This is a genomic window from Actinoplanes sp. CA-015351 (assembly GCF_050955685.1).
In the GTDB taxonomy this organism is placed as follows: domain Bacteria; phylum Actinomycetota; class Actinomycetes; order Mycobacteriales; family Micromonosporaceae; genus Actinoplanes.
The window spans coordinates 7,481,668-7,507,476 of sequence record NZ_CP192102.1 but is presented as its reverse complement, the minus strand read 5'-3'; the positions used below and the strand labels follow the sequence as shown (position 1 = coordinate 7,507,476).

The following is a 25,809-nucleotide window of genomic DNA, read 5'->3' as shown; positions in this document are numbered from 1 at the left end:
GCATGGCCGGTCAGGTACAGGCGCTTCGGCGGCGTATCCGCACCGTCAAGTCGACCAAGAAGATCGCCAAGGCGCAGGAGCTGGTCGCGACCAGCCGCATCGCCAAGGCGCAGGAACGGGTGAAGGCTTCCCGGCCCTACTCGGAGGCGATCACCAAGGTTCTCGGTGCGCTCGCGTCCAACGCTTCGGTCGACAACCCCCTGCTGGTCGCGCGTGAGCGCGTCCAGCGGGCGGGTGTCCTGCTGATCACCAGTGACCGTGGCCTGGCCGGCGCCTACAACGCCAACGCCATCCGCGCCTCCGAGCAGCTGATCGCTCAGCTGAAATCGGAAGGCAAGGAAGTGGCGCTGTACGTGGTGGGCCGTAAGGGCACCGGCTACTACCGGTTCCGCAACCGTGAGGTTGCCGCGAGCTGGACCGGCTTCTCCGAGCGCCCGTCGTTCGCCGACGCCAAGAACATCGGCGACGCGTTGATCGAGGCGTTCGCGGCCGGTTCCACGGCGGACGGCACGTTCGGCCCGGAGAACATCGCGGGCGTGGACGAGCTGCACATCGTGAGCACCGAGTTCAAGTCCTTGATGACGCAGTCCGCACAGGCGAAGCCGCTTGCGCCGGTGCAGGTCGAGGAACAGGCCGAGGAATCCACTGGCCTGCGTCCCGCGTACGAGTTCGAGCCGGACGCCGACGAGTTGCTCGACGCGCTGCTTCCGAAGTACCTCAACACGCGGATCTACGCGGCGTTGCTGGACTCGGCGGCCAGCGAGTCGGCTTCGCGCCGGCGGGCGATGAAGAGCGCGTCGGACAACGCCGACGATCTGCTCAAGCGGTACACGCGCGAGATGAACTCCGCGCGGCAGGCTGCGATCACCCAGGAAATCAGTGAGATCGTCGGCGGCGCCAACGCGCTGGCCGCGGCAGGAAGTGATGTGTGATGACTGCTGTTGCTGAGCCCACCAAGACGGAGACCAGCGTCGGCCGCGTCGTCCGGGTCATCGGCCCGGTCGTCGACGTCGAGTTTCCCCGTAACGCCATGCCCGCGATCTTCAACGCGCTGCACGTCGAGGTCACCCTCTCCGAGGGCACCAAGAAGCTGACCATGGAGGTCGCCCAGCACCTGGGTGACAACCTGCTCCGCGCGATCTCGATGCAGCCGACCGACGGCCTGGTCCGCGGTTCCGCGGTCACCGACACCGGCGCGCCGATCTCGGTGCCCGTCGGCGACGTGACCAAGGGCCACGTGTTCAACGCCCTCGGCGAGGTGCTCAACGTCGACCCGTCGACGCTGGACATCCAGGAGCGCTGGTCGATTCACCGCAAGCCGCCGGCGTTCGCGGACCTCGAGCCGAAGACCGAGATGCTGGAGACCGGCATCAAGGTGCTCGACCTGCTCGCGCCGTACGTGCGTGGTGGCAAGATCGGCCTGTTCGGTGGCGCGGGCGTGGGCAAGACGGTGCTCATCCAGGAGATGATCATCCGAGTTGCCCGTAACTTCGGCGGCACCTCGGTGTTCGCCGGCGTCGGCGAGCGCACCCGTGAGGGCAACGACCTCATCCTGGAAATGGACGAGGGTGGCGTTCTGGACAAGACCGCCCTGGTCTTCGGCCAGATGGACGAGCCGCCGGGCACCCGTCTCCGGGTCGCCCTGACCGCTCTGACCATGGCGGAGTACTTCCGTGACGTCCAGAACCAGGAGGTGCTGCTCTTCATCGACAACATCTTCCGGTTCACCCAGGCCGGTTCCGAGGTCTCCACTCTGCTCGGCCGTATGCCGTCCGCCGTGGGTTACCAGCCCACCCTGGCTGACGAGATGGGCGAGCTCCAGGAGCGGATCACCTCGGTCCGTGGCAAGGCGATCACCTCGCTGCAGGCGATCTACGTGCCCGCCGACGACTACACCGACCCGGCGCCGGCCACCACGTTCGCGCACCTCGACGCGACCACGAACCTCGAGCGGTCGATCTCCGACAAGGGCATCTACCCGGCCGTGGACCCGCTGGCTTCCAGCTCGCGGATCCTGGCGCCGGAGTTCGTCGGCGCCGAGCACTACGCGGTCGCCCGTGAGGTCCAGCGGATCCTCCAGAAGTACAAGGACCTGCAGGACATCATCGCCATCCTCGGTATGGACGAGCTCTCCGAGGAAGACAAGGTCACGGTCCAGCGGGCCCGCCGCATCGAGCGGTTCCTGTCGCAGAACACCTACGCGGCGGAACAGTTCACCGGCGTTCCCGGCTCGACGGTCCCGCTGAAGGAGACCATCGAGGCGTTCAAGAAGATCGCCGAGGGTGAGTACGACAACTTCCCCGAGCAGGCCTTCTTCATGTGCGGTGGCCTCGAGGACCTCGAGAAGAACGCGCACGAGCTGATGAAGGGCTGATCCAGCCCCTCTTCGATCGACAGAAGCCGCGCCGGCAGTACGCCGGCGCGGCTTCTGCGTGTTCGCCTGATTCCTCTGCGTTCATCCAACCTGTGAGTGTGTTTCCGCAGGCTGTGAAGGGGAATGAAGGTGCCTGCGTATGCCCGAACCTCGGGTACTCTTGGCCGCGCGTTGCCGGCAGAGGTTGGGGATCGGGTGGCTAAGTCTTTTAAGCGTCGCGCGCCGTTGTGGACGAGACTCTGCGCCGTTTTCGGCAGTGTGCTCATGGTCGTCAGCGGTGGCGTCCTGGTGGGCGGCAACGCGCTGATCTCGCGGTACACGAGTGCGGTCGACGCCGGTGGGACCCTGATCGGAGACCCCGCCGCGGCCACCCAGAAATCCGAGATCAAGGGCCCGATCAACATTCTGCTCGCGGGCATCGACCCGCGTGACACGAAAACCGCCCCGCTCTCCGACTCGATCATCGTGGCGCACATCCCGGCGAGCATGGACCAGGTCTACCTCTTCTCCATCCCGCGCGACCTCTACGTCGACATCCCCGCCTTCGAGCCGACCGGCTTCAAGGGCGGCAAGTCGAAAATCAACGCCGCGATGTCGTACGGGAGCTCGGTCGGCAACGGCGAGCACGACGTGAAGCAGGGCTTCCAGCTGCTGGCGAAAACGGTCACGAAACTCACCGGCATCAAGACGTTCGACGCCGGCGCGATCATCAACTTCGGCGGTTTCAAGCAGATCGTCGAGGCCATGGGCGGCGTCACCATGACGATCGACCAGAACGTGAAATCCGAGCACCTCCAGCCGAACGGCAAGGCGCGCCCGCGCATCCCTGGCTGTGACAAGTGCGCCCACCCGTACACCGGGCCGCAGAAGACGTACAAGAAAGGCACCTACCACCTGGAGGCGTGGGAGGCGCTCGACTACGTCCGTCAGCGCTACACGCTGCCGAACGGCGACTACGACAGGCAGCGGCACCAGCAGCAGTTCGTCAAGGCCATGGCTAAGCAGGCGATGAGCAAGGACGTCGTGTCCAACCCGACGAAACTGCTCTCGATCCTGGACGCCGCCGGTGACTCGCTCACCTTCGACGGTGGCGGCAACAGCGTCCTCGACTGGGCCGTGGCGCTGCGCGGGGTCAACACCGACGACATGACCTCGATCAAGCTGCCCGGTGGCGGCCTCTTCGAGCAGGGGTCGAACAAATACCTCGGCGAACAGCTCAGCGGCGACTACGAGCAGTTCTTCGAGGCGGTCAAGGACGACCAGATCGCGCCGTTCCTGCTCGACCATCCCGGGTTCGTCAACGTCAACAGCTGACCCCGTACCACGTCGGCGCGGGCAGCCGTTTAGACTTCACCCGTTCAGGTTCTGTAGTCAGAGGGAGACAGCGTGGCCAACCAGCTGCACGTCGAGGTCGTCGCCGTCGAGGAGAAGGTCTGGGCCGGCGAGGCCGAGATGCTCGTCGCGCGCACCACCGAGGGTGAGATCGGTGTCCTCCCCGGCCACTCGCCGCTGCTCGGCCTGCTCAAGGAGCCGTCACAGGTCCGTGTGAAGCTCGCCGGTGGTGAGCAGCTCACCTACGACGTGGCCGGTGGCTTCCTCTCGATCGACGCGAACGGCGTCACGGTGCTCGCCGAGAGCGCCACGCCGGCCACGCCCGAGTCGCACTGACGCCGGCGATGCGGGTTCTGGAAATCGCCGGAATCTGTATCGTCACTCTGCTCGCGCTCCTCTTCGCAATCTTCTTCCGCCGCCGGCTGCTGATGGCCGGCGGCGGAACCATTCGGCTCCAGGTCCGGATCAGCACGATGGTCCCGGGCCGTGGCTGGTCTCCCGGGCTCGGCCAGTTCGTCGGTGACGAGCTCCGGTTCCACCGCATGTTCAGCCTGGCGATCCGCCCCAAGCGTGTCCTGGACCGGCGGTTTCTCGCGGTCGAGGAGCGGCGCCTGCCGAGTGGGCCGGAACGCCTCACCATGCCCGGCCACTGGGTGGTTCTGCGGTGCGTGAGCAGCGGCACCCAGATCGAGATCGCGATGGCGGAGACCACAGTCACCGGCTTCAGCTCCTGGCTGGAGGCGGGGCCGCCGCGAGACCCGAGCGCGCTGCGCAGCCGGCCGGTGTTCGGCCCGCGCCCGACCGAGCCATGAAAGCCGGATTGGTTCTCGCCGCACGCCGGTGACCTGCTCTAACGTCGGTCCCATGCGGATCCGAATCGTCGACGCCTTCACCGACAAGCCGTTCTCCGGCGCACCGGCCGGCGTCCTGCTGCTCGACGCCTTTCCGTCCGACGACTGGATGCAGCGGGTGGCCGCCGAGGTCAACCACGCGGAGACGGCCTTCCTGCACCCGCTGCCCGAGGGCGGCGACGCCGACTGGGCCCTGCGCTGGTTCACGCCGGCTGTGGAGGTGGCACTCTGCGGCCACGCCACGCTCGCGGCGGCCCACGTGCTGAACCCGGCCGCCCCGATCCGTTTCGCCACCCGTAGCGGCGTCCTGAGGGCGTCCGTCGACGACGGCCTGATCACCCTCGATTTTCCGACCGCCCCGCTGACACCGGTCGAGACCGATCCCGACCTGGCGGCGGCGCTGGGTGTCACGGCGCTGGGTGTCACGGCGCTGGGTGTCACGGCGCTGGGCGTCGGGGTGCTGGCCGTCCACCACACCGGCCCGGACACCGACGACCTTCTGGTCGAGGTCGCCGACGAGAAGACGGTCCGGGCAATCGTCCCCGACCTGCGTGCCCTGACCCCGCTCTCCGGCCGTGGGGTGATCGTCACAGCGGCAGCCGAGCCGGGTTCCGGCCACGACTTCGTCTCCCGTTTCTTCGGCCCGGCCGTCGGCGTCGACGAGGACCCGGTGACCGGAAGCGCACACACAGCCCTGGCCCCGTACTGGGCAGCCCGCCTGGGCCGCTCCGACCTGACCGGTTACCAGGCGTCACCCCGAGGCGGATACGTCCAGGTCTCCCTCCGCGGCGACCGGACCCTCCTGCGAGGCCGAGCCGTGACAGTCATCGACGGCTCGCTCCAGGCGCCTTTCTGACGCTTTTCCCTGGGTACGCGCAACGGCCGCACCAAAAGCGACCACACATCACCGGTTCACACCGCGAGCCAGTGCCACCACATGCCGATGCGCGAGCATCCGGCCATGCGCGCCGAACGCGCCGCAGCCCACCGAGGGCGGTCCCGCCAGGCGCACCGCGGCGTGCCGGGGCGTGCCGGGGCGTGGCGGGGCGTGGCGGGGCGTGGCGGGTGTGTGGAGTTGGGGTGCGGATCGCACCTGAAGTCAACACGCGGGCGGGAGCTGCGGCGGGGTGGGCGGTCAGGGGCGCTGGCCGCCGGGGACCCACTTCACGTCGCCGTCCGGGTTGGCCACCCGGGAGAGGATGAACAGCAGGTCGGAGAGGCGGTTCAGGTATTTGGCGGGCAGCAGGCTCGTGGTGTCCGGCTCGGCCTCGATCAGGGCCCACGTCGACCTCTCCGCGCGCCGCGCCACCGTGCGGGCCACGTGCAGCAGGGCGGCGCCCGGGGTCCCGCCCGGGAGGATGAAGCTGTCCAGCGCGCTCAACTGCTCGTTGAACTCGTCGCACCAGCCCTCAAGGCGGGTCACGTAGTCCTCGGTGACGCGCAGCGGTGGATAGGCCGGCGGCTCCGACGAGAGCGGGTTCCCCAGGTCGGCCCCGAGATCGAAGAGATCATTCTGGATGCGGGAGAGCACTGTGCGTACCCCCGAAGGGAGATCGCCAAGGGCGAGGGCCGCGCCCAGCGCGGCGTTGCACTCGTCCGCGTCCGCGTAAGCCGCGATGCGGGGCGCGGTTTTCGGTGCGACCTCGTTGTTGACCAGACGGGTCTGCCCGGCATCGCCGGTTCGGGTGTAGATGCGGGTGAGATGTACGGCCATGCGACCCACCCTACGAGCTGACCCTACGAGGCGGCGCGGGCGTGGGAACCCTACGATTGCCCGCGTGGATGTGATCAGGGTGAAGGGCGGCGCGCGGCTCGCCGGTGACGTCGCTGTCGGCGGGGCGAAGAATTCGGCGCTGAAGCTGATGGCGGTCGCGTTGCTGGCCGAGGGCCGGAGCGTGGTGGCGAACGTCCCGCGCATCACGGACATCGCCATCATGGGTGAGGTGCTGCGCCGGCTCGGCTGCGACGTCGAGCTGAAGGGCAACGAGGCGATCATCGACGTGCCGGCCGAGCCCGGTGCGGAGGCCGATTACGACCTGGTCCGGCGGCTGCGCGCGTCGATCTGCGTGCTCGGCCCGCTGCTGGCCCGGCGCGGGTTCGTCCGGGTGGCGCTGCCCGGCGGCGACATGATCGGCTCCCGGGGGCTGGACATGCACGTGTCCGGCCTGGCCCGGATGGGTGCGGAGATCTCCAACGAGCACGGCTTCGTGATCGCGTCGGCGCCGCAGGGACTGCGCGGTTCCAAGATCTGGCTGGACTTCCCGAGCGTCGGCGCCACCGAGAACCTGCTGATGGCGGCCGTTCTGGCCCGCGGCGTCACGGAGATCGACAACGCCGCCCGGGAACCGGAGATCGTCGACATCTGCGAGATGCTCACCGCGATGGGCGCCAAGATCGAGGGCGCCGGCACGTCGACGCTGATCGTCGAGGGGGTGGACGGGCCGCTCAAGCCGGTCCAGCACACCACTGTCGGTGACCGGATCGTCGGGGGCACGTGGGCGTACGCCGCAGCGATGACCCGTGGCGACGTCACAGTGCACGGCGTCCGCCCGGAGTTCCTGGACATCGCCCTGGACAAGCTGGTCCAGGCCGGCGCCACTGTCGAGCCCGGTGACAACAAGTTCCGGGTACGCATGACCGACCGGCCGAGGAGCGTGGACATCGTGACGCTGCCGTACCCGGGGTTCGCGACCGACCTGCTGCCGATGGCGCTGGGTCTGGCCGCCGTGGCCGAGGGCTCGTCACTGATCACCGAGAACATCTTCGACGGCCGCTTCATGTTCGTGAACGAGATGGTGCGACTGGGCGCCGACATCCGTACCGACGGCCACCACGCCGTGGTGAACGGCCGGGACCGGCTCTCCGGAGCGCCGGTACGCGCCACCGACATCCGTGCCGGCGCCGGCCTGGTCATCGCCGGCCTCTGCGCCGACGGGGTGACCGAGGTCGGCGAGGTCCACCACATCGACCGCGGTTACCCGGACTTCGTCTCCGACCTGGCGAACCTGGGCGTCGAGGTGGAACGGACCGACGTGCCGGAGCCGACGTTCGACTTCTGAGAACCGTTAGCTCTGTGCGAGCCGGCGTGCCTCCTCCACTTCTTCGGCGAAGACCAGCACGGTGACCCGGCCGTCGCGCCGGGTCGCACTTGTCGCTCGGATGCCCGCATCGGCGAGCAGCCGCCGGATCTCGTCGGCTACCTCGGTGTCCTCCGTGACCGCCGCGGGCCAGAGCAGTCCGTAGTCCTCGCACTCCGAGAAGATCGAGAGACCGTCCGGTTCCGCGCCGGGTGCGCCGGTGGGCTGCAGGCCCATTCGCCAGAAGACCGCGCCGAGAAAGCCGACAAGACCGACGGCGATCAACGGTCCGATGAGGTACCAGCCGTCGCTCGTGGCCATGCGCACAGTGTGGCACCGCCCAGCGATGATTTCATGGGATTTGACCCGATCGAGAACCCGTGCTGAATCAGCGTTAAGTAACCCGGCTAAGGTGGGTCAACGTTTGAGGATGAATGGAGTGGAACATGGCGGGTCGGCTCGCGGTCATCGGTTCCGGTTTGATGGGCTCCGGCATCGCGCAGGTCTCGGCGCAGGCCGGGTGGCAGGTCACCATCCGGGATGTGGACGACGCCTCGCTCAACCGTGGCCTGGCCGCGATCGAGGAGTCGCTGACCCGGTTCGCCGTCAAGGGCCGGATCGCCGAGGCGGACGTCGACGCCACCCTGTCGCGGATCACCACCACCACCGACCTGGACGCCGCGTCCGAGGCCGACGTCGTGGTCGAGGCGATCTACGAGAAGATCGAGGCGAAGCACGACGTCTTCAAGCAGCTCGACAAGATCTGCAAGGCCGGCGCGGTCCTCGGCACCAACACCTCGGCCATCCCGATCACCCAGATCGCCACGGTCACCTCGCGGCCGGAGTCGGTGGTCGGCATCCACTTCTTCTCGCCGGTGCCGATGATGAAGCTGGTCGAGCTGGTCCGCGGTTACCAGACCTCCGACGAGACGCTGGCCGCCGCTCGTGCGTACGCCGAGGGGGTCGGCAAGACCTGCGTCGAGGTCAAGCGCGACGTGGCCGGCTTCGTCTCCAACCGCCTCTTCTCGGCGATCCTGGTCGAGGCGATCAAACTGGTCGAGTCCGGCGTGGTCAGCGCCGAGGACCTGGACACCGTGATGAAGCTCGGCTTCGGCCACGCCATGGGCCCGCTCGCCACCGTCGACCTCACCGGGCTCGACGTGATGCTGAACGCCGCCGGCAACATCTACCGCGACACCGCCGACGAGAAGTTCTTCCCGCCGGAGCTGCTCCAGCGCATGGTCACCGCCGGCGACCTGGGCCGCAAAACCGGCAAGGGCTTCTACAAGTACTGACCCTGGTCACTCTCTGTGAGCCGGTGCGGCCTCCCGCCGCACCGGCTTTTTCATGGATACGCCCTACGCCCACCACAAACGCACTCAGCCCGCACCCCGCCTGCGGCGGCTACCGCCGGTGACCCGGCCCCCAGCCCGCAAAGGCATCACACCCCCGCCCCGACGGGCCCACCAAAATCCCCAGCCGGCCGAGGGCCCACGGTGTGCCCTCGTTCAGGCTGGCCCAGAGCTCACGGTGTGCCCTCGTTCGGGCTGGACGGGAGCCCACGGTGTGCCCTCGTCCAGGCTGGCCGAGAGCTCACGGTGTGCCCTCGTTCAGGCTGGCCCAGAGCTCACGGTGTGCCTTCGTCTAGGCGTGTCCGGCTGAGCGGCGCGAGCTGGCCGCGATGACTCCAGCCGTAGCGCATGTAGGTCATCCGGCGCGATGACCTCTCTGCGCTACGGCTCGCACGGACCGGCGGACCGGTGGCAGGCATCCGCGGATCGTGCTCAAGTACCTCGATGCGGCCCATGACGCCAGCTGGTCCGGCTGGCGCGTGGCGCGGTGTAAAGGGTCACGGGACTGTGCTTGGGGCCGGCTCGGCTGGCGCACGGTTCGCGGGGTGGACCAGGTCGCACACAACGCCTCCGTGTGCCCGGGTCCACGCCCTGGCCATGGTGAAGTCACACAGACCGCATCCGTGTGCCCGCGCCTACGCCAGATCGAGCCTCCGTGTGCCCGCTTCTACGCCAGACCGAGCTTCCGTGTGCCCCCGTTCGGCAACGCCGCGCTCTCAGGTTCAGCACGCCCCGGAGCCCACGCCCCTGGCTCTGCCGTAGCCAACGGCAATCAAAGGGCTCCCGGCATACTGAAATGGCGGAAGTCGAGCGGTCCAGTAAGTCGCGCGGTCCAGTAACGGAAAGCGGCTCCGCGCAACAGCCCTCTCGGCTTCAGCTCAGCGGGTGGCGGCGAATGCCAGGGACAGCGCCGTCGCCGCCAGCATGCCGCCGAGCAGTGTCAGGCCGATGCCGCCGATCTCCAGCCTGGCCCGCAGCCGCCGATGCGCGATCCACGCGGCCACCGGCACGCCCGTAGACGGCGCCACCAGGAAACCGAGCCAGCCCAGGCCACGGATCACCGAGGCGCCCACGACGTCCGTACCCCCGAATGTCACCAAGCCGGCGGCGACGAGACCCGCAAGGGTCGCGCAGAGCGCGCCCACCAGCGGCAGTAACGGGAACACCCAGCGCCTCGGCCGGACCCGCCCGGCCGGACGGGACGTGACGTCGATTCGGTCGGCGGCGCGGGCCAGCAGCGCGCGCGGCGACTGACGGCCCGGAGTCAGACCCTGGGTGGCCAGCTCGGTGCCGGCGGATTCGGGCCGGCGCTGCAGGGCCACCCGGGGCATCGCCTCGATCGGGGCCGGCTCCGGAACCTCGCCCAGGGCACGGACCCGCATCCCGCGCGCCCGGCGCAGCTGGTCCCAGAGGGCGGCCGCCTCGCGATCCACGTCGAGGACCTGGGCGGCCGCGGCGCCGGCCCAGCGATCGGCGGTGAGCGCGTCGTGTTCGGCGCGGGCCAGCTCGCCGGCCGCTCGTGACGCGTTGTCCTGATACGCCTGTTCCGCGTCGTCGAGTTCGGTGTCGCGGCGCTTGTTCACCTCGGCCAGAGCGCTCACCATCAGCTGGTAGTCGCGGCCCATCGGCTGCCGGTCACGTGTGGTCACTGTTCACCTCGTACGGGATGATCACTTCGGGTGTGCGGTGCACGGAACGGTCGAAGAAGAGTGCTCGCCGGCTGCGCGGGTACCAGACCGGGCCGCCGGGTTGCGGGTACAGCGGGGCCAGGTCGGCGCCGGGCACGTCGAGCGCGACCCAGGCGCCGATCGAGTCGAAACTGGCGTTCATCCCGCCGAGGTCGTCGCGGAGCCGGGGTACGGTGCGCCACCAGCCGAGCACGTGGGTACGCCTCTCCGGCCCCGAGTCGAGCAGGGCGCGCAACGCCTCCCGGTGTGCCGGTCCGGCCGCGTCGAGTGCGTACCCGAGCACGTAGTGCGGCACGTCGGTGGCGGGCAGGTCGAACGTGAGGTCCGAGGAGTCGTACCAATCCGCGGCCGGAAGCTCGGCGACCAGCCGGGCCGCCGCGCGTTCGGCCTCGGGCGCCAGACAGATCACGCTGAAGTGCGCGGGCCCCTGCGCGGCGAGCGACAGCGCGGCCGCGGCGAGAATGTCACAGGCCTCGTCGGTACGCGCACCGAGCACCGCCAGGTTCCGTCCCGGCATTCGCCCGAGCCGCAGCCGGGCCGGCCGAGCCGCCACGTCGATCCGCTCACCGAGCACCGCGCCCGGCGAAGAGCCGGGCACCACGCCGGGAGAGGAGCCGGGCACCGCGCCGGGAGAGGAGCCGGGCACAGCGCCCGGAGAAAAACCCGAAGAAGAACCAGAAAACCCGGAAAAAGTCCGATACGCGGCGGGCAGGCGCGGCACGGCATACCCGTCGAACAGCCGGGGCTCCTCGCAGCCGACCGGCCGGGACCGCCAGAGCCGCCGTTGCAGGGTGCGCCACACGGTCCGGTCACCGGCGTCCGGCAGCCGGACGATCCGGTTCGCGCCGGCCGCGCCGGAGTCGGTGTTCACCACCGCGTGGTACCGGGGGATGACCGCCGGCGCCAGGTTGTCGTCGGTCAGGACCCGGCGGGCCTTGGGCAGCGCGATCCGCAGCGGGAAGTGACCGCCCAGCGACTGCATCCCGACCGTCTCCGGTGACGCGAGGATCAGGTGGATGCCCTGCTGTCCGCCGCGCCGGGCCAGGTCGCCGAGCAGGCCGGCGGCCTCGTCGGCGGCCGCGTCCCGGCCGGTGATCAATGCCTGGAACTCGTCGATGACGGCCACGATCCGCGGCCAGTGTCCCTCCGGGTCGGCGGCCTTCAGCTCGGCGAGCGTCGTGGCGCCGTGCCGGCTCGCGGCCAGCGATCGGGTACGCAACTCCTCGCCGAGGTGGCGCAGCATCGCCAGCCCGAACTCGCGATCCGAGTTGACGTTGATGCCGGCCAGGCGTACCTGGGGAAGCCAGCTGGGGTCTCGTGAGCCCGGCGCGTACCGGGCGAAGGAGACACCCTCCTTGAAATCGAGCAGGTAGAGGGCGAGATCCTCGGGGCCGTACCGGGTGGCGAGCGAACCGAGCCAGACGTGGATCAGGTTGGTCTTGCCGGAACCGGGCGGCCCGCCGATCAGCACGTGCGGCAACGCGTCGCCGAGCGGCACCTCGACCATCGTGCCGTCGGTGCAGTCGCCGATCGGGGCGGGCAGGCCGTCCTGTGCGGACGCGGCCCAGAACTTCGGCGGTTCCAGATCGCTGAGCCGGGCCGGTGCCGGGCCGGCGTTCATCCGGTCGGCGGCCGCCCGGCAGAACGCGGTGACCCGTTCGGGCGGCGGTGGCGGGTCCAGCTTGATCGGGAGCGGGCCCAGCGAGTCGGAGAACGCGGTCCGTTCGTGAACCACGATCCGCTCGACGCTCGGATGTTCTTCGAGCTCCAGCCCGCGAACCACCAGGTGCACCCCGGCGGTCACCCCGTTGCGCGCGACCCGGTCCAGCTGGGCCTGCTGCGCCGGGGTGATCTCGGCCGCGGTGGCCCGGTCGGCCAGCAGCACCACGATCCGCCAAGGTTCGGTACGCGGTCCCGGCATCTCGTTGATCCGGCAGATGTGCTCGACCAGCTCGTCCAGAAGGGATCCGAGCGCACCCGGCCCGACCAGTGCCGGTGCCAGCGGGGAAAACGGCGCGAGCGTGCCACCGAGCTGCTCCGGGTCGTACACGGTGAGCTGCACGTCACCCGGACGGGTGCTGCCGAGCGCCCGCATCAGCAGCCCGGTGATCATCTGGTCGAGAGTGGCCGGTGGCCCGCTCAGGTGCAGGTGTGCGGCGTCGAGCAGCGGCACCAGCCCGGGCAGGGCAGCCGTCTCCTCGAACGCGATCGTGCCGATGCGCAGCAGGCCGGGCCGGTCGCCCGGTTCCGGCTCGCTCGGCGCCCACACCCGCCACGGCGCACCTGCCGCGCCAGTGGCGCTGACCGTGGCCAGTCCGCGCAGGTGACCGGCGAGGCGTACCGCCTCGCTGCGGTATCGCCGCTGAATGTCGTCACGTGCCGACTCGCGTGCCGCGGCCAGCTGGTTCAGGCAGGTGGCGTACGCCTCCCGGACCAGTCCTTTGCGGTGCTGAGCCTCGCCACGTGACGTTTCGGCGGCAGCCAGCACTGCCCGTGCGGTGCCCCGAGCCTCGGCAAGTTCCTGCCGGACAGCGGCGACCAACGCGTTGCGGTGACTACCCACGCGCACCCCCGGAGTCCATGTTGGGGGAGTTTAGCCATATCTGCCCAATTCGGGCATTTAGCCACTGCGTGTCGTGGTCTCATGCAGATGACGACCGCTCAACTCGCCCCACAGTCCGCCCGCGACGATCATGGCGGCCTCCTGCTGCCACTGCCGGGTCACGTCCCGCGGCACGTACCGTTTGAACCAGTCCACCGCGAGCCTCGCCTCCCGGCTCATGCCGTCGGTGCGGGGCCTTCTCGCGTACGGGTCGATGCCCAGCACGCAGCAGAACTGCAGCACGTTGTAGTACCGCCACTCGTCGGTGGTCCCGAACGGACCCGTCGGCCGCAGCCCGGACACGCACTCCCTCAGCACCGCCCGCAGTTCGCGCGCCCGCGCCCGCGGCTGATCCTCCCGGCCGGCCAGTCGCCGCTCCACCACCGGCAGATCCGTGAGCGGGCTGCGGGTCAGCCGATCCAGATCGCCGAAATCGGACAGTGCCCGCCGGGTCAGCCGCAGGAACTCCGGCTCGCCGATGCTGTCCAGCCGACGGCGTTCCCGCCGGCGCAGCAACGCGTCCGCGTTTGAGAAGAGCGCTGCCCGGTCCGTCCGCAAGGGACCCTCGTCGGCCAGCGCCAGCCGGTCAAGCAGCCGGCGTGCCCGGCCGGACAGGCCGACGCTCGCCACCGCCACCGCGATGATCAGAAACTGCAGTACCGCGATGACCTCGTCGCCGGGCGTCAGCATCATCGTGACCGTCGCCGGAACCCCGGCCAGCACCGTCACCACGATCGCCCCGGTCGCCGAGCGGCGCAGGTCCGGCCGCAGCCGCTCACCGGTCTCCACCGCGTGCGCCACCGCGATCAGATAACCGGCCGCCAGCAGATCGACACCGAGCGCGGCCAGCGCCGCCACGTCAGCGCCCTTCACCGGCACCAGCAGCAGCACCAGGCCCGCCGCGTAGAGCCCGGCCATCGTCGTCATGGCCAGCGGCAACCGTAGCGGCAGCACCTGCGCGCGCAGCCGCCACAGCAGCGTCAGCGCGCCGGCCAGCGGCGCCAGCGCCACCAGCCGCCCAATCGGCGGCAATGCGATCACCATCGCCAGGAACAGCACCCCGAGCACCAGCGCGCCACGATCAACCGGCCGTCGCTCCCGCGGCGTCAGCGGCAGCAGCGCCACCACCGCGCCCGCCCACCCCAGCGCCGGCAGACAGAGCCAGACCTGCGCGAACACGCTCCCCGGGGCGAGGGTCCAGATCAAAGCCCCGATTGCGTACGCCCAAAGCGCCGCCGAAGCCCACCGCAGAACCGTCCGCCCCGGATCACGCCCCAGCAGGTAACAGGCCAGCCACGCGGAAAGGGCGAACACAGGAACGGCGAGAGCGGGCACCGGAAGAGTCAACCAAAGAGTCGTTGCGTATCGACAGTCCTGTCCCGTGCTTCTCTGTCGCGCGCCTCGTCCCGTGCCTCACGGCGTTTGTTGCGTCGCCGGAAGACCCAGAAGGAGAAGAACGTCAGGGCGGCCAGGCCGATCAGCACCAGAATCGGCAGCACGATGGCCAGCACCGACATGATCACGCTGCCCAGGTCCTCGGCGGTGCTCGCCACCGGCGCGCCGAAGCCGGCGGTCGTCGCGTTCACCACGGGCCGGGACGCCGCTTTCACACCGTGCACACCGAGGGCTATCAGTCCGCCCGCGACGATCGGCACCCACGCGTGCGAGCTGAAGAAGGAACCCGGGTCGGTGACGGTGACCGTCTCGGACGTCGAGCCCGCGTCGAACGCCAGGCCACCGGCGGTCGGCCGGACGAAGGTCTGCACCACGTCGTTCAGGTGATCGACCACCGGGATCTTGTCGGCGACCACCTCGATCGCCAGGAGCACGGCCAGGATCGTCAGGGTCCAGCCGTTCGTCAGCCAGGCGAAGCCGGACGGCAGATCGATCGCGCCGGTGAATCGGGCCAGCAGGCCCATGGTCAGCAGGGGGATATACGCATTCAGGCCGGCGGATGCCGCCAGGCCGGTGCCGGTCAGGACTTCGAACACGTAGCCAGCATGGCACCGCCACGCTCGTCCCGCTCGGTCGGTTACTGTCTCCCGGTGCGCCTGGTCATCGCGAAATGCTCAGTGGACTACGTGGGACGTCTGTCCGCCCACCTCCCGCCCGCCGTCCGCCTGTTGATGGTGAAGGCCGACGGCTCGGTGTCGATCCACGCCGACGACCGTGCCTACAAGCCGCTGAACTGGATGAGCCCGCCCTGCAAGCTGCAGGAATCGCCGGGCGTCTGGAAGGTGGTGAACAAGGCCGGCGAGGAGCTGCGGATCACCCTGGAGGAAATCTTCCAGGACTATTCGTACGAATTGGGCATTGACCCGGGGCTGGTCAAGGACGGTGTGGAAGCTCACCTCCAGGAGCTGCTCGCCGCCCACCCGGAGACGTTCGGCGAGGGCTGGACCCTGGTACGCCGCGAGTTCATGACCGCGATCGGCCCGGTCGACCTGCTCTGCAAGGACGACAAGGGCGGCTCGGTGGCCGTCGAGATCAAGCGCCGAGGCGAGATCGACGGCGTCGAGCAGCTGACCCGGTACCTCGAACTGATGAACCGCGACCCGCTGCTCTCCCCGGTGAAGGGCATCTTCGCCGCCCAGGAAATCAAGCCACAGGCCCGCGTCCTGGCAACCGACCGCGGCATCCGCTGCGTGGTCGTCGACTACGACAAGCTCCGCGGCATGGAACGCAACGAGCTGACCCTCTTCTGACCGCCGCTCGGAGATCTTGTGCGCGGGTGCTTCGCCGATCTTGTGGAGTTCGGCGAACCGTTTGCGCGTAACTCCGCAAGATCGGCCGGGCATTGGTGTCAGCGGGGGGTTAGTTCGGTTCGGGTTTCGGCTGTGGTGGCGTTCAGGTAGGCGCGGGCGCCCATCACCGCGATGGCGGCCTGGAGGATCACCGAGGTCCAGGGGAGCGGGTTGTTCTGGGCCAGCGCCAGCAGCGTCGGCAGGCCCAGCAGGAGCAGGTCGGGGCCGGCGATCGAGTTGACCAGCGGGCCCGTTGAGACGGTGCCCATCGGGGTGTCCAGCGGGAGCAGGTCGTTGCGGACGAAACCGGTCCGGGCCTTGCGGATGGCCGCGGCTGCTCCGACCGGGGCCAGAGCGATGCCCAGCGCCCACCACGGACCGGGCGCGAGGTTGCCGGTGAGCTGGAGCAGGCCCAGGGCCGCGGTGGCCCAGACACCGGCCAGGACGGCGGGTACCCACGCTCGCTGGTAGAGCGCCTGGCGTGAGGTGAGACCCAGCAGCCTGGACAGGACCGGGTTGCCGGCGTCGGTACGGATCGTGCCGGTCGAGGTCCGGGCCGCGGTCATCGTGGCGTACAGCAGGACGATGGCGAGCAGCCAGTATGGGGCCGAGGTCAGCAGCAGCGGCAGGGTCGTGGCGCCGGCCAGCCAGAACAGCCGGGGCAGACGGCGGCCGGTCAGCAGCAGGTCCTGGGCGGTCAGCACCGGCAGGCGGGTCACCCGCAGCAGATGGCTGGAGCGCAGCCGGCGGTTCGCCCAGTACCGTCGCTCGACCATGTCGGTGATCCAGGACGGTTCCATGCCGAACGCCGCGTCGAACAGGGTGCCCGCGGTCTTCGCCGATTCCAGGATCCGGTCGTTGCGGGTGCGCGCGAGGCCGCGTACCAGAAGGCCGAAGCCCAGCAGCAGGACCAGCGTGAGTGCACCCGCGAGCGGGACCAGCGACGTGGCGGCAGGTGGGCCCGGAAGGGTGGGCGGCGTCCATCCGGCTGCTTCGGCGACCAGCTCGGCCAGGCCGATGGCGAGCGCCAGCGAGGCGAGGCGATCGATGAGAGTCGCACCCTGGGAGGCCGACTGCGCGAGCGCGGCGATCAGGTAGACGAGCAGGCCGGCCAGCGCACCGATCACGATCAACAGATCGGGGAGAGTGTCCCGGGAGCCGGCGTGACCGAGGATCGCGAAGGCAGCCGTGGCACCGGCCAGAGCGGCCGCTGCCGCCGCGATGCGCACCGAGGGGATCAGCAGGCGACGGCGGCTGACCGGGGCGGTGAGCAGGAAGTACGAGGCCGGGCGGCTCAGCGTGATCGGGCCGAGGCGGCGCAGCGACAGCAGCAGCAGGGTGCCGCAGATGACGGCGACCGAGACGCTGCCGAGGGCGGAGAGCGACGGGTCGGCCGGCCAGAAGATCTTGGTGAGCTGCTCCTTGAACATCGCCACCACGATGGCGACGAACAGGACGCCGACGTAGACGTTGCTGAGGGTGGCGCCACGCTCGCGGTGCGATGACTGGGTGGCGTGGATCCAATGGCGGACCGGGCGCAGCGGGACCGCTGTCACAGCTCGTCCATCGTGGTCACCGAGGCGCCGGACGCGGCCGCGAACGCGTCGTCGTGGCTCGCCATCAGCAGGGAGCCGCCGTCGGCGATGTACTCGGCGAGCATCGCGGCGACGGCGGCCTTGCCGTCCGGGTCGAGGCGCTGCTCCGGCTCGTCGAGGATGAGCAGCGAGCTGGGCCGGATCAGGGCCAGCACCAGGGTGAGCCGCTGTTTCTGACCGGACGAGAGCGATGGCGGGATCGCGTCGGCGTGCCCGGCCAGGCCGAACCGTTCCAGGGCTTCGTCGACGCCGGCCGCTGCCGGGTCCTGCCCGTGCGCGCGGCAGACCAGCTCGGCGTGCTCGCGGGCGGTGAGGCCGGGGTACCAGGTGGGCGGTTCGACGGTGGTGACCACGGCACGCCAGAACTCCGGCGTATCGCCCGGATCACCGCCGAAGACCCGGATGGTGCCCTCGTCCGGCTGCTGCAGGCTGCTCACACAGCGCAGCAGGGTGGACTTGCCGATGCCGTTCTCGCCGGTGACGCAGACCCCGGCGCCGGACGGCACCACGAGCCCCACGTCGACGAGCACCGGCGTGGAGCCGTAACTGACGTGCAGACCGCTGACCTCGACCGCCGGATGATCGACCACCCGAACAGACTAGGGCTTACGTCCGTACAGCAGACGCAGGGCCTTGACGATCTGCTGCACCTGGGCCGGTGTGCGTTCGAAGGTCATCGCCGGGAGGAGGGACTTCGCCCGGCGTACGGTGATCGCTTTCGGACGGGCGAACTCGCGCAGCCCGTCTTCGCCGTGGATCCGCCCGAAGCCGGACTCGCCGACGCCGCCGAACGGCAGGTTGCCCATGCCGACGAAGGTGAGCGTGCCGTTCACCGCGACCATGCCGGAGCGCAGACGGCGGGCGATCCGGATGCCGTTCTTCTTGGCGAAGACCGAGCCACCCAGTCCGTACGGCGTGTCGTTGGCCTTCTCGACGGCCTCGTCGGCGTCCCGGACCTTGGTGATCGTCAGGGTCGGTCCGAAGGTCTCCTCGCGCATCTCCGACGAGTCGGCCGGCACGTCGACGAGCACCGTGGGCGCCACATAGGGCGCCTGCACCGAGGAAGCGCCGCCGAGAACCGCCCGGCCACCCTTGGCCAGCGCGTCCTCGATGTGGTCGCGGATGATGTCGAGCTGCTTCGGCATGGTGATCGGGCCGATCTCCTCGCCGGTTCGCAGCGTGCCGGCCTTCGCCACGACGGCTTCGACGAACGCGTCGTAGACCGGGGCCACGGCGTACACCCGCTCGATGCCGATGCAGGTCTGCCCGGCGTTCGTCATCGAGCCCCAGACGGCGGCCTCGGCCGCGGCCGAGACGTCCGCGTCGGCGTCGACGATGAGCGCGTCCTTGCCGCCTGCCTCGATGACGACCGGCACCAGGTTCTCGGCGCAGGCCATCATCACCTTCTTGCCGGTCGCGGTGGAGCCGGTGAACGAGACCTTGCCGACACCGGATCGGCACAGCGCGCCGCCGACGTCACCGAACCCGTGCACAACCTGCAGCACCGGGTGCTCCGGCACGATCTCGGCGAACGTGTCGGCCAGCCACTGACCGACCACCGGGGTGTATTCGCTCGGCTTGAAGACGACGGTGTTGCCGGCGGCGAGAGCGCCGCTGATCGGGCCGATCGGCGTGACAATCGGGTAGTTCCACGGCCCGATCACGCCGACCACACCGAACGGCTGATATTCCAGGTGCCCGGAGTGCTCGGCGAGCAGCAGACGGGTACGCACCTTGCGAGGACCGAGCACCCGCTTCGCGTTCTTCGCCGCCCAGTCCAGGTGCTCCACGGCGGCGGTGACCTCGATGATCCCGTCGGTGACCGGCTTGCCGGCCTCGGCGTAGGTCAGCTCGGCGAGCTCCTGGATCCGCTCGACGAGCAGGGTGCGCCAGCGCAGCAGGCGGACCTTGCGTCCCTCGAAGCCGATGCTCTGCCACCAGATCGCGGCCGCCTTGGCGCGCTCGACGGCGGCCACGACCGCCTTCTCGTCGGCGACCGGGACACGCCCGGCTTCGTCGCCGGTGGCCGGGTTCGTGGAGAGAAGCCAGCCGTCCTCGATCACGGGAGTGCCAGGAACGTGAGTCGCCGTCATGTACGGGAGTGTATGGCGATTGTTACCAGCGAGTCACTACGTACTCTTGGACTGGTGAGCCCCCGCCGCAACCGCCCGAAGAAAAAAACCGATGATGAGCCCAGCGTCGACCGCCCGGGCATCACCGAGGATCGCGTCCAGCAGTGGCAGGACGGCGAGTGGATGGTGCGCAACATCTTCGGGCAGGCCGCGGTCAAGGTCTATCGCTGCCCGGGCTGCATGCAGGACGTCCGCCCCGGCGTCGCGCACATCGTGGCGTGGCCGGCCGACGGTTACGGCGACGAGAGCGACCGCAGGCACTGGCACACCGGCTGCTGGCGAGCCCGGGACAGGCGTGCGCCAGGTGTGGAGCGCTCGCGTAACGCCCCTCGTTATGGTTGATCAGTGAGCAACCAGATCCGGGCCAACTCGATCCTCCCCGCCAGCCGCGAGGAGATCGAGCTGCACACCGCGGACGGCGTCACCCTCGTCGGTGAGCTGGCCCGCCCGCTCGACAGTGACCCGGTGGCGACAATCGTCTGCCTGCACCCGCTGCCCACACACGGCGGGATGATGGACAGTCACATCTACCGCAAGGCAGCCTGGCGGCTGCCTGCTCTGGCCGGGGTCGCGGTTCTGCGTTTCAACACCCGAGGGACATCTTCGGTACGCGGTACGAGCGGCGGCTCCTTCTCCGGCGCCGTGGACGAGAAGTTCGACGTGGCCGCCGCCATCGAGTTCGCCGAGTTCGCCGACCTGCCCAACATCTGGCTGGTCGGCTGGTCGTTCGGCACCGACCTGACCCTGATGTACGGCCTGGAACCGTCGGTGAGCGGGGCGATCCTGCTCTCCCCGCCGCTGCGATTCGCCAAGCCCGAGCACCTCGACGCGTGGGCCGAGGCCGGCAAGCCGATCACCGCGATCATCCCGGAGTTCGACGACTACCTGCGCCCTGACGAGGCGAAAGAGCGGTTCGCCGCCATCCCGCAGTGCGAGGTGGTCCCGGTCGAGGGCGGCAAGCACCTCTGGGTCGGCGACGCCGAGACGATCCTCGACGAGATCGTCCGCCGGGTGGCGCCGGACGTGCCGACGCCACTGCCGCGGACGTGGGACGGACCGATCGAGACCGGTGACGCGGGCGCGTACGCGGACCGCACCGTCGCCTCGTTCTCCGACAAACCCGTCCCACGACCCGAGTGACTATTTCTGCGATTCGATGACCTTCGCGTCGAGTTCGGCCAGCATCGCGCTCTCCTCCGGACTGCCGCCGAGCGCGGCCTCCCGGAGGTTCGGCGGGAAGATCTCGTCGATCGACGTCGGATAGTCGTCGCCGTCCTGCGGCAGCTCGTACCGCATGGGCGACGTCAGGTGGACCGCGATCGGCGCGGCGATCGCCGGAAGCTGGGTGCCGTTGTCGACGCTCTCCTGGACCCACTTGCACTGGATCCAGGCGTAAACGGTGCGCGGATCCACGTCCTCGGGCGAGAGTCCCATCGGCCGGCCCACGCAGATCGGACGCCAACCGGCCTGCGTAGTGGTTTCCTGGCCGAACGTGGCGTCCGCCTCCAGAGCCCGCAGGGCCTGCTCGGTAGCGGTCGCGGCGGTGGGCGAGCCGGTGACAGCATCAGCCGGCTCGCTGCCACACGCGGTGACGGTCGTCCCGACCACGGCCAGGATCACGGCCAGTGCGACCCGGTTCTTCCTCACCATCGGGCTCATGCTCCACTCAGGAGGGTTGATCTGGCAACCGGGTCACCGCTCCTGCTGTGACGGCACCAGGACCTCCCGCATGATCAGCTGGATCGCGGCCACCATCGGGATCGCGACGAGCGCGCCGATCACGCCGAACAGGCCGACCCCGACCAGGGCTGCCACCAGCGCCGCGACGTCGCTGACCTTCACCGAGCGGCGCATCACGTTGGGGTAGATCAGGTAGTTCTCGATCTGCTGGTACACGATGAAGAACACGATGCAGACGATCCCGTCGGTGATCGACGAACCCAGCCCGACCAGGCTGACCACCACGGCGCCGAGCGTTGCCCCGATCTGCGGGATCAGGTCGCAGACCGCGACCACCACGGCCAGGGCGAACGGGTACGCGAGACCGAGCACCAGCGCCAGCGCGAAGGTGCTGAACCCGGCCAGGATCGCGATCGCCAGCGCACCCACCATGTACGCGCCGACCTTGGTGAGGATCTCGTCGGTGAGCAGCTGGACCCGCTCCCGCCGGGTACCCGGCACCAGTGCGTACCCGGCTGCCTTGATCCGCTCGAACGCGGCCATGAAGTAGATCGTCAGGACCAGCACGGTCAGGATGTTGAAGACCGTGCCGAACAGCAGCCGGGCGCCGCCGACCACGCCGCCCACCGCGTTGCCGACGGTGCCCGCGTTGATCGCGCTCTGCACCTTGTTCACGATGTCGTACCGCTGGATCAGCTCGTTGACGGTCTCGCTGCGCCGGAAGCTCTCGATCGTCTCGGGCGCGTTGTTGATCAGCTCGGTGGTCTGGGTGACCAGCGGCGGAATCAGCGCGATGAGGCCGCCGACCAGCAGGCCGACCACGGCCAGCGCGACGATCGCGACGGCGAAGCCGCGGCGCATGCCCCAGCGGCGCAGCCGTTCCACAGCCGGGTTGAGCCCGATCGCCAGGAACAGCGCGATGAAGATCAGAACCAGGATCGAGGCGGCGTTGCGAAGACCGAGGAAGAGCGCGTACGCCAGGATGACGCCGAGTCCGAACAGGAAGCCGAAGAGGAACGGGCTGCGCCGGTTGAGCGGGCGTCCCGGCTCACCGAAACGGCCCTCGTCGTCGTCCTCGACGATCACAGGCTCTTCGGCGGGTTCCTCGACGGGCTGCTCGGACGACATGCACGGAAGCTATCGCTGCCACGCCGCCCCCGCCACCCAAGACGGAGACGGCGTACCGATGAGCGTTACTCGGCGTCCGCCGGAACCCGGCTGGCCTGCGGAACAGTCACCTTCGCCGAGGCGGTGACCTTGGCCGGCTGGACCTGCTGAGTCTTCTCCGAGGCGGCGACGGAGGCCGCGGCGGGAGCGGACGCCGGAGCGCTGGGCTCCACGTCGCCGTACCCGTCCTGGTCGTCGCCCGGTGACGCGGCGGCGGCCAGCACCGCGGCGGCGGCCAGCTCGGCCACCCGCTTCGCCTCGCGCTGCACCTGCCGGCGTACCTCGGTGGCGCGCCGCTCGGCGGCCTCGCCGGCGCGCACCGCCTCGGCGACCCGCTTGAGCTCCGCCTCGAGCGACACCGACGTCTCGGTGAGGCGCTCCTGCACCCGACCGGCTTCCTGCTCCGCCTCGAGGGCCTGCTGCTCGGCGGCGGCCCGGCGTTTCTCCGCCTCGGCGATCTTGCCCTGCGCGGTGTCCAGATCACGCCCGGCCTGGGCGATCTTCTCCTGCTGGGCGGTGATTTCCTTGCGGACGGCGGTGGCCTGCTCGTCGGAGCGCCGGAGCACTTCCTCGGCGTACTTGTCGGCCTCGCTGCGCAGGTCGGCGCACTGCTTCTCGACGCCGGTGCGCATCTGACCGAGCTCCTCCAGCACCGAGTGCCGGCGCAGGGCCAGTTCGTGCTCGACGGCGGCCTTGAGGTCGGCCTGCTCACGTTCCGCGGCGGTGCGCTTCGCGTCGATCTCCTGCTGGGCCTTCTCGCGCAGGGCCTTGAGCTCCTGCTCCGCCTGAACCCGGGTGGACTGGACATAACCGTCCACTTCGGCCTTGGTGCGCTGGGCGTCCTGGACGGCCTTGTCGGTGATGCTCTGCCCCTCGGCGCGAGCCCGGTTCAGCACGGTCTCGGCTTCGGTACGCATCTGCTCGGCGTTCTGCCGGGCCGCGGTCACGTGCTGCTCGGTGGCGAGGCGTTTCGCGGCGTCGGCTTTCTCCTCCTCGGCCCGGCGTGCGGCCAGGGCGATCTCGAAGTCCCGGATGCCGTCGTGGGCGTGCGCCTCGGACTCGGCGCGGATGCGCTCCGCCTCGGCGAGCCGGCTCGCGATGTCGTCGGTGGCCGACGCCTTGATCGCCTCGGCCTGCTCCTCGGCCAGCGCCAGGATCTGCTCCACCTTGGGGCCGAGGTGCCGGAACGAGACCTCGCCGACCGCGCCGGACTGCCGGCGGACCTGGGTCATCTCCTGCTGGAGACGCTCGATCTGGGCGCTCATCGCCTGTATCTGCGAGTACGCCTGCTCCCGCTCGGCTGCCAGCGCGGCGATCTCGTTCTCGGCGCGGGCTACGTATCGCTCGACCTGTTTCTTCTCATAGCCCCGGAGGGCGGTCTCGAAGCTGGGTTCGTGAGCCGAGTCCCCGCTGAGGCCGAAGATTTCGCCGTGCGACATGCTGTCCATCCTCACATACGCATCGTCCCGTGGCGTGTGCATACACACCGGGCTGGTAGGGACTATGCGGGTAGTTACGATTTGTCCGCCCCGGCTTGCCAAGACCCAAGGCTACGCGGCGAGAACGAGCGAAGCCGTATCGGAGAAACTCCGATACGGCCCGATGTAGCCGCACCACCCGGCGCTTTCACCGTCGCGTACTCGCGGCGGCTCCGCAACCCGAGGGCGGCGCGTCGAATATCTCAGGAGTTGGTCTTAGCGGTCACCGGCTCGTCGCCGGCCTCCGCCTCCTGAGCCTCGGCCTGCTGTGCGGCGGCCTGCTGTCCGGTGGCCTGCTGTGCGGCGGCCTGCTCGGGGGTGCGCTGAGCGGGCGCCTCGGCCTGTGCCTGGGGCTGGGCCTGCGGGCGCTGCGGCACGGCCGCCTCGGCGACCGCCTTGACGGCAGCCGCGCCACCGACACCCGGCACCAGGCCGGAGAGGCCGGAGAGCATCTGCCCGAGCTGGTTGGTGACCGCGTCTTTCTGGCGGGTCAGGTCCTCGACCTCGCGGCGAGCGGCCTGTGTGGTCAGCTCCGCCTCGGTGCGGGAGTCGCTGAGCAGGCGGTTCGCCTCGGCGCGGGCCTCGGTGACGGTCTTCTCGGCGAGCGCGCGGGATTTCTCGACGGTCTCGGCGGCGGTGCGCTCGGACTCGACGCGGCGGGTCTCGGCGCGCTGCTGGATCTCCTTGGCGCGGTCCTCGGCGGCGCGTGCCCGCTGCTCGGCCTCGGAGACCATCTTCTGCGTGGCGTTGACCTGCGCGGCGTGCCGCTCGGACTCCTCGCGCTCGGCCTTCTCGCGCCGCTCGGCGATCTCGACGGCCAGCGACTGGAGGTCCTTCTCACGCTTGTCGCGCGCGTCGGTGAGCAGCTTGGTGGCCTCGGCCCGCTTCTCCTCCGCCTCGCGGGCGGCCTTGGCCCGAGCCTGGGTGATCTCCCGCTCGGCGGTGGCGCGCAGCGAGGCGACCTCGCGCTCCACGGTCGACTTCAGCTCGGCGACCTCGTGCGCGGTGACGGTACGCAGTTGCTTGGTCTCGCGGTCCGCGTCGGAGCGCAGCGTGTCGGCCTCGCGCCGGGCCTGAACCCGGTTCTCGGCGGCCTCGCGCTCGGCGTGGGTCCGCAGCTGACCGGCCTCACGCTCGGCGGTCGCCTTCATCGCGGCGGCCTCGGCACGAGCCTTGTCGGTGATCTCACGTGCTTCGAGGCGAGCCGCGGAGAGGATGCCCTCCGACTCCCGTTTCGCCTCGTTGCGGTGATCGTTCGCCTGTTCCTCGGCGAGCCGCAGGATCTGCTCCACCCGGGTGCCCAGCCCGGAGAGCGTCGGCCTGTTGTTCTCTTCCAACAGCTTGTTGGAGTCGGCGAGTTTCTGCTCCAGCGCGTTGAGCCGCTGCTCAGCCTGGCGCAGCCGACGCTGGGCGTCGTTCATCCGCTGTTCGGCCTCGCCGCGAGCCTGCTCGGACTGGTTCAGCGCGGCGAGCAGCCGGCCGATGTGTCCGTCGACCTGGTGACGGTCGTATCCCCGCAGGACCACGGTGAAGTCGTGCTGCGAGTTGGCGGTCTCGAAGAAGGCCAGGTTCTGATCCTGCTGCTGGGGCATTGCGCCATCCTGGCGAGAAGGGGGCGGACATGCAAGAGCGGACGGGCATCCGAACCGCATCGTAGATCAGCTTTGACCAGGAGCGTAGTCGGGCCCCGGGCCGAACGGATGCGACCCTCGACAAACCGGTCAGTGTCCGCTGTCC

General features: G+C 69.7%; 24 protein-coding genes. 11 read left to right on the top strand and 13 right to left on the bottom strand.

The features are described from left to right. Positions 1–2 precede the first annotated feature (2 nt). From ACQP2E_RS34000 to ACQP2E_RS33975, 6 genes are all read left to right on the top strand, one after another. Entirely contained in the window at positions 3–932 is a 930-nt protein-coding gene (locus tag ACQP2E_RS34000) for a F0F1 ATP synthase subunit gamma (protein ID WP_433827070.1), read from the top strand. Beyond that, on the top strand, positions 932–2,374 hold the full coding sequence (gene atpD / locus ACQP2E_RS33995; protein ID WP_433827069.1) for a F0F1 ATP synthase subunit beta: 1,443 nt from the start codon (positions 932–934) through the stop codon (positions 2,372–2,374). The genes ACQP2E_RS34000 and atpD overlap by 1 nt, the downstream gene beginning before the upstream one ends. A gap of 264 nt (positions 2,375–2,638) precedes the next feature. Next, positions 2,639–3,688: an LCP family protein gene (locus tag ACQP2E_RS33990; protein ID WP_433834167.1), complete on the top strand. Its 1,050-nt coding sequence runs from the start codon at positions 2,639–2,641 to the stop codon at positions 3,686–3,688. Positions 3,689–3,760: 72 nt separating this feature from the next. Next, entirely contained in the window at positions 3,761–4,042 is a 282-nt protein-coding gene (locus ACQP2E_RS33985; RefSeq protein WP_043524744.1) for a F0F1 ATP synthase subunit epsilon, read from the top strand. 8 nt (positions 4,043–4,050) lie between these two features. Beyond that, on the top strand, positions 4,051–4,518 hold the full coding sequence (locus tag ACQP2E_RS33980) for a DUF2550 domain-containing protein (RefSeq protein ID WP_433827068.1): 468 nt from the start codon (positions 4,051–4,053) through the stop codon (positions 4,516–4,518). A gap of 52 nt (positions 4,519–4,570) precedes the next feature. Then, entirely contained in the window at positions 4,571–5,413 is an 843-nt protein-coding gene (locus ACQP2E_RS33975; protein WP_433827067.1) for a PhzF family phenazine biosynthesis protein, read from the top strand. A 279-nt stretch (positions 5,414–5,692) separates the two neighbouring features. Here the strand turns inward: ACQP2E_RS33975 and ACQP2E_RS33970 are convergent, their stop codons facing one another. After that, positions 5,693–6,271, bottom strand: coding sequence for a cob(I)yrinic acid a,c-diamide adenosyltransferase (locus ACQP2E_RS33970; RefSeq protein WP_433827066.1), 579 nt, complete (start codon positions 6,269–6,271; stop codon positions 5,693–5,695). Positions 6,272–6,326: 55 nt separating this feature from the next. Between ACQP2E_RS33970 and murA the strand changes: the two genes are divergently transcribed. Continuing rightward, positions 6,327–7,616 (top strand): UDP-N-acetylglucosamine 1-carboxyvinyltransferase, encoded by a 1,290-nt coding sequence (gene murA, locus ACQP2E_RS33965; RefSeq protein ID WP_433834165.1) that lies wholly within the window; start codon positions 6,327–6,329, stop codon positions 7,614–7,616. 6 nt (positions 7,617–7,622) lie between these two features. Here murA and ACQP2E_RS33960 read toward each other — a convergent pair whose 3' ends face one another. Continuing rightward, positions 7,623–7,955: a hypothetical protein gene (locus tag ACQP2E_RS33960; RefSeq protein WP_111654346.1), complete on the bottom strand. Its 333-nt coding sequence runs from the start codon at positions 7,953–7,955 to the stop codon at positions 7,623–7,625. A gap of 125 nt (positions 7,956–8,080) precedes the next feature. Here ACQP2E_RS33960 and ACQP2E_RS33955 point away from each other — a divergent pair, with 125 nt between their 5' ends. Next, on the top strand, positions 8,081–8,929 hold the full coding sequence (locus ACQP2E_RS33955; protein ID WP_433827065.1) for a 3-hydroxyacyl-CoA dehydrogenase family protein: 849 nt from the start codon (positions 8,081–8,083) through the stop codon (positions 8,927–8,929). Positions 8,930–9,864: 935 nt separating this feature from the next. Here the strand turns inward: ACQP2E_RS33955 and ACQP2E_RS33950 are convergent. The 4 genes from ACQP2E_RS33950 to ACQP2E_RS33935 are packed head-to-tail and all read right to left on the bottom strand — an operon-like array spanning position 9,865 to position 15,267. Then, on the bottom strand, positions 9,865–10,635 hold the full coding sequence (locus ACQP2E_RS33950) for a hypothetical protein (protein WP_433827064.1): 771 nt from the start codon (positions 10,633–10,635) through the stop codon (positions 9,865–9,867). Further along, on the bottom strand, positions 10,622–13,237 hold the full coding sequence (locus ACQP2E_RS33945) for an FtsK/SpoIIIE domain-containing protein (protein WP_433827063.1): 2,616 nt from the start codon (positions 13,235–13,237) through the stop codon (positions 10,622–10,624). Before ACQP2E_RS33945 ends, ACQP2E_RS33950 begins: the two co-directional genes overlap by 14 nt. A gap of 57 nt (positions 13,238–13,294) precedes the next feature. Beyond that, positions 13,295–14,611 (bottom strand): hypothetical protein, encoded by a 1,317-nt coding sequence (locus tag ACQP2E_RS33940; protein ID WP_433827062.1) that lies wholly within the window; start codon positions 14,609–14,611, stop codon positions 13,295–13,297. An 8-nt stretch (positions 14,612–14,619) separates the two neighbouring features. Next, positions 14,620–15,267: a DUF4126 domain-containing protein gene (locus ACQP2E_RS33935; RefSeq protein WP_433827061.1), complete on the bottom strand. Its 648-nt coding sequence runs from the start codon at positions 15,265–15,267 to the stop codon at positions 14,620–14,622. A gap of 54 nt (positions 15,268–15,321) precedes the next feature. On the opposite strand from ACQP2E_RS33935, the gene nucS reads away from it, so the two are divergent. Continuing rightward, complete coding sequence (nucS, locus tag ACQP2E_RS33930; protein WP_433827060.1) at positions 15,322–15,981, top strand: endonuclease NucS; 660 nt, start codon at positions 15,322–15,324, stop codon at positions 15,979–15,981. A 98-nt stretch (positions 15,982–16,079) separates the two neighbouring features. Here nucS and ACQP2E_RS33925 read toward each other — a convergent pair whose 3' ends face one another. From ACQP2E_RS33925 to ACQP2E_RS33915, 3 genes are read right to left on the bottom strand one after another with little or no spacing between them, the layout of a single operon-like run. After that, positions 16,080–17,576 (bottom strand): DUF6297 family protein, encoded by a 1,497-nt coding sequence (locus ACQP2E_RS33925; protein ID WP_433827059.1) that lies wholly within the window; start codon positions 17,574–17,576, stop codon positions 16,080–16,082. Further along, positions 17,573–18,205 (bottom strand): ABC transporter ATP-binding protein, encoded by a 633-nt coding sequence (locus tag ACQP2E_RS33920; RefSeq protein ID WP_433827058.1) that lies wholly within the window; start codon positions 18,203–18,205, stop codon positions 17,573–17,575. The genes ACQP2E_RS33925 and ACQP2E_RS33920 overlap by 4 nt, the downstream gene beginning before the upstream one ends. Before the next feature lie 9 nt (positions 18,206–18,214). After that, positions 18,215–19,708 (bottom strand): aldehyde dehydrogenase family protein, encoded by a 1,494-nt coding sequence (locus ACQP2E_RS33915; RefSeq protein WP_433827057.1) that lies wholly within the window; start codon positions 19,706–19,708, stop codon positions 18,215–18,217. Between the two features lie 54 nt (positions 19,709–19,762). On the opposite strand from ACQP2E_RS33915, the gene ACQP2E_RS33910 reads away from it, so the two are divergent. Then, positions 19,763–20,089 (top strand): hypothetical protein, encoded by a 327-nt coding sequence (locus ACQP2E_RS33910; protein ID WP_181558215.1) that lies wholly within the window; start codon positions 19,763–19,765, stop codon positions 20,087–20,089. Between the two features lie 3 nt (positions 20,090–20,092). Further along, complete coding sequence (locus tag ACQP2E_RS33905; protein ID WP_433827056.1) at positions 20,093–20,887, top strand: alpha/beta hydrolase; 795 nt, start codon at positions 20,093–20,095, stop codon at positions 20,885–20,887. Here the strand turns inward: ACQP2E_RS33905 and ACQP2E_RS33900 are convergent, their stop codons facing one another. The 4 genes from ACQP2E_RS33900 to ACQP2E_RS33885 all read right to left on the bottom strand — a co-directional run bounded on the left by ACQP2E_RS33900 (position 20,888) and on the right by ACQP2E_RS33885 (position 25,664). Then, positions 20,888–21,397 (bottom strand): hypothetical protein, encoded by a 510-nt coding sequence (locus tag ACQP2E_RS33900; RefSeq protein ID WP_433827055.1) that lies wholly within the window; start codon positions 21,395–21,397, stop codon positions 20,888–20,890. It lies immediately after the preceding gene. 42 nt (positions 21,398–21,439) lie between these two features. Continuing rightward, positions 21,440–22,555, bottom strand: coding sequence for an AI-2E family transporter (locus tag ACQP2E_RS33895; protein WP_433827054.1), 1,116 nt, complete (start codon positions 22,553–22,555; stop codon positions 21,440–21,442). A gap of 65 nt (positions 22,556–22,620) precedes the next feature. Next, complete coding sequence (locus tag ACQP2E_RS33890; protein ID WP_433827053.1) at positions 22,621–24,033, bottom strand: Laminin subunit beta-1; 1,413 nt, start codon at positions 24,031–24,033, stop codon at positions 22,621–22,623. Positions 24,034–24,275: 242 nt separating this feature from the next. Continuing rightward, entirely contained in the window at positions 24,276–25,664 is a 1,389-nt protein-coding gene (locus ACQP2E_RS33885; protein ID WP_433827052.1) for a cell division protein DivIVA, read from the bottom strand. Positions 25,665–25,809: the final 145 nt, after the last annotated feature.

Bases quoted from the DNA above. Each gene is read 5' to 3' on its own strand.
- ACQP2E_RS34000 (WP_433827070.1), top strand. From the start codon at position 3: ATGGCCGGTCAGGTACAGGCGCTTCGGCGGCGTATCCGCACCGTCAAG.
- atpD (WP_433827069.1), top strand. From the start codon at position 932: ATGACTGCTGTTGCTGAGCCCACCAAGACGGAGACCAGCGTCGGCCGC.
- ACQP2E_RS33990 (WP_433834167.1), top strand. From the start codon at position 2,639: ATGGTCGTCAGCGGTGGCGTCCTGGTGGGCGGCAACGCGCTGATCTCG.
- ACQP2E_RS33980 (WP_433827068.1), top strand. From the start codon at position 4,051: ATGCGGGTTCTGGAAATCGCCGGAATCTGTATCGTCACTCTGCTCGCG.
- ACQP2E_RS33975 (WP_433827067.1), top strand. From the start codon at position 4,571: ATGCGGATCCGAATCGTCGACGCCTTCACCGACAAGCCGTTCTCCGGC.
- ACQP2E_RS33970 (WP_433827066.1), bottom strand. From the start codon at position 6,271: ATGGCCGTACATCTCACCCGCATCTACACCCGAACCGGCGATGCCGGG.
- ACQP2E_RS33960 (WP_111654346.1), bottom strand. From the start codon at position 7,955: ATGGCCACGAGCGACGGCTGGTACCTCATCGGACCGTTGATCGCCGTC.
- ACQP2E_RS33955 (WP_433827065.1), top strand. From the start codon at position 8,081: ATGGCGGGTCGGCTCGCGGTCATCGGTTCCGGTTTGATGGGCTCCGGC.
- ACQP2E_RS33915 (WP_433827057.1), bottom strand. From the start codon at position 19,708: ATGACGGCGACTCACGTTCCTGGCACTCCCGTGATCGAGGACGGCTGG.
- ACQP2E_RS33900 (WP_433827055.1), bottom strand. From the start codon at position 21,397: ATGGTGAGGAAGAACCGGGTCGCACTGGCCGTGATCCTGGCCGTGGTC.
- ACQP2E_RS33895 (WP_433827054.1), bottom strand. From the start codon at position 22,555: ATGTCGTCCGAGCAGCCCGTCGAGGAACCCGCCGAAGAGCCTGTGATC.
- ACQP2E_RS33890 (WP_433827053.1), bottom strand. From the start codon at position 24,033: ATGTCGCACGGCGAAATCTTCGGCCTCAGCGGGGACTCGGCTCACGAA.
- ACQP2E_RS33885 (WP_433827052.1), bottom strand. From the start codon at position 25,664: ATGCCCCAGCAGCAGGATCAGAACCTGGCCTTCTTCGAGACCGCCAAC.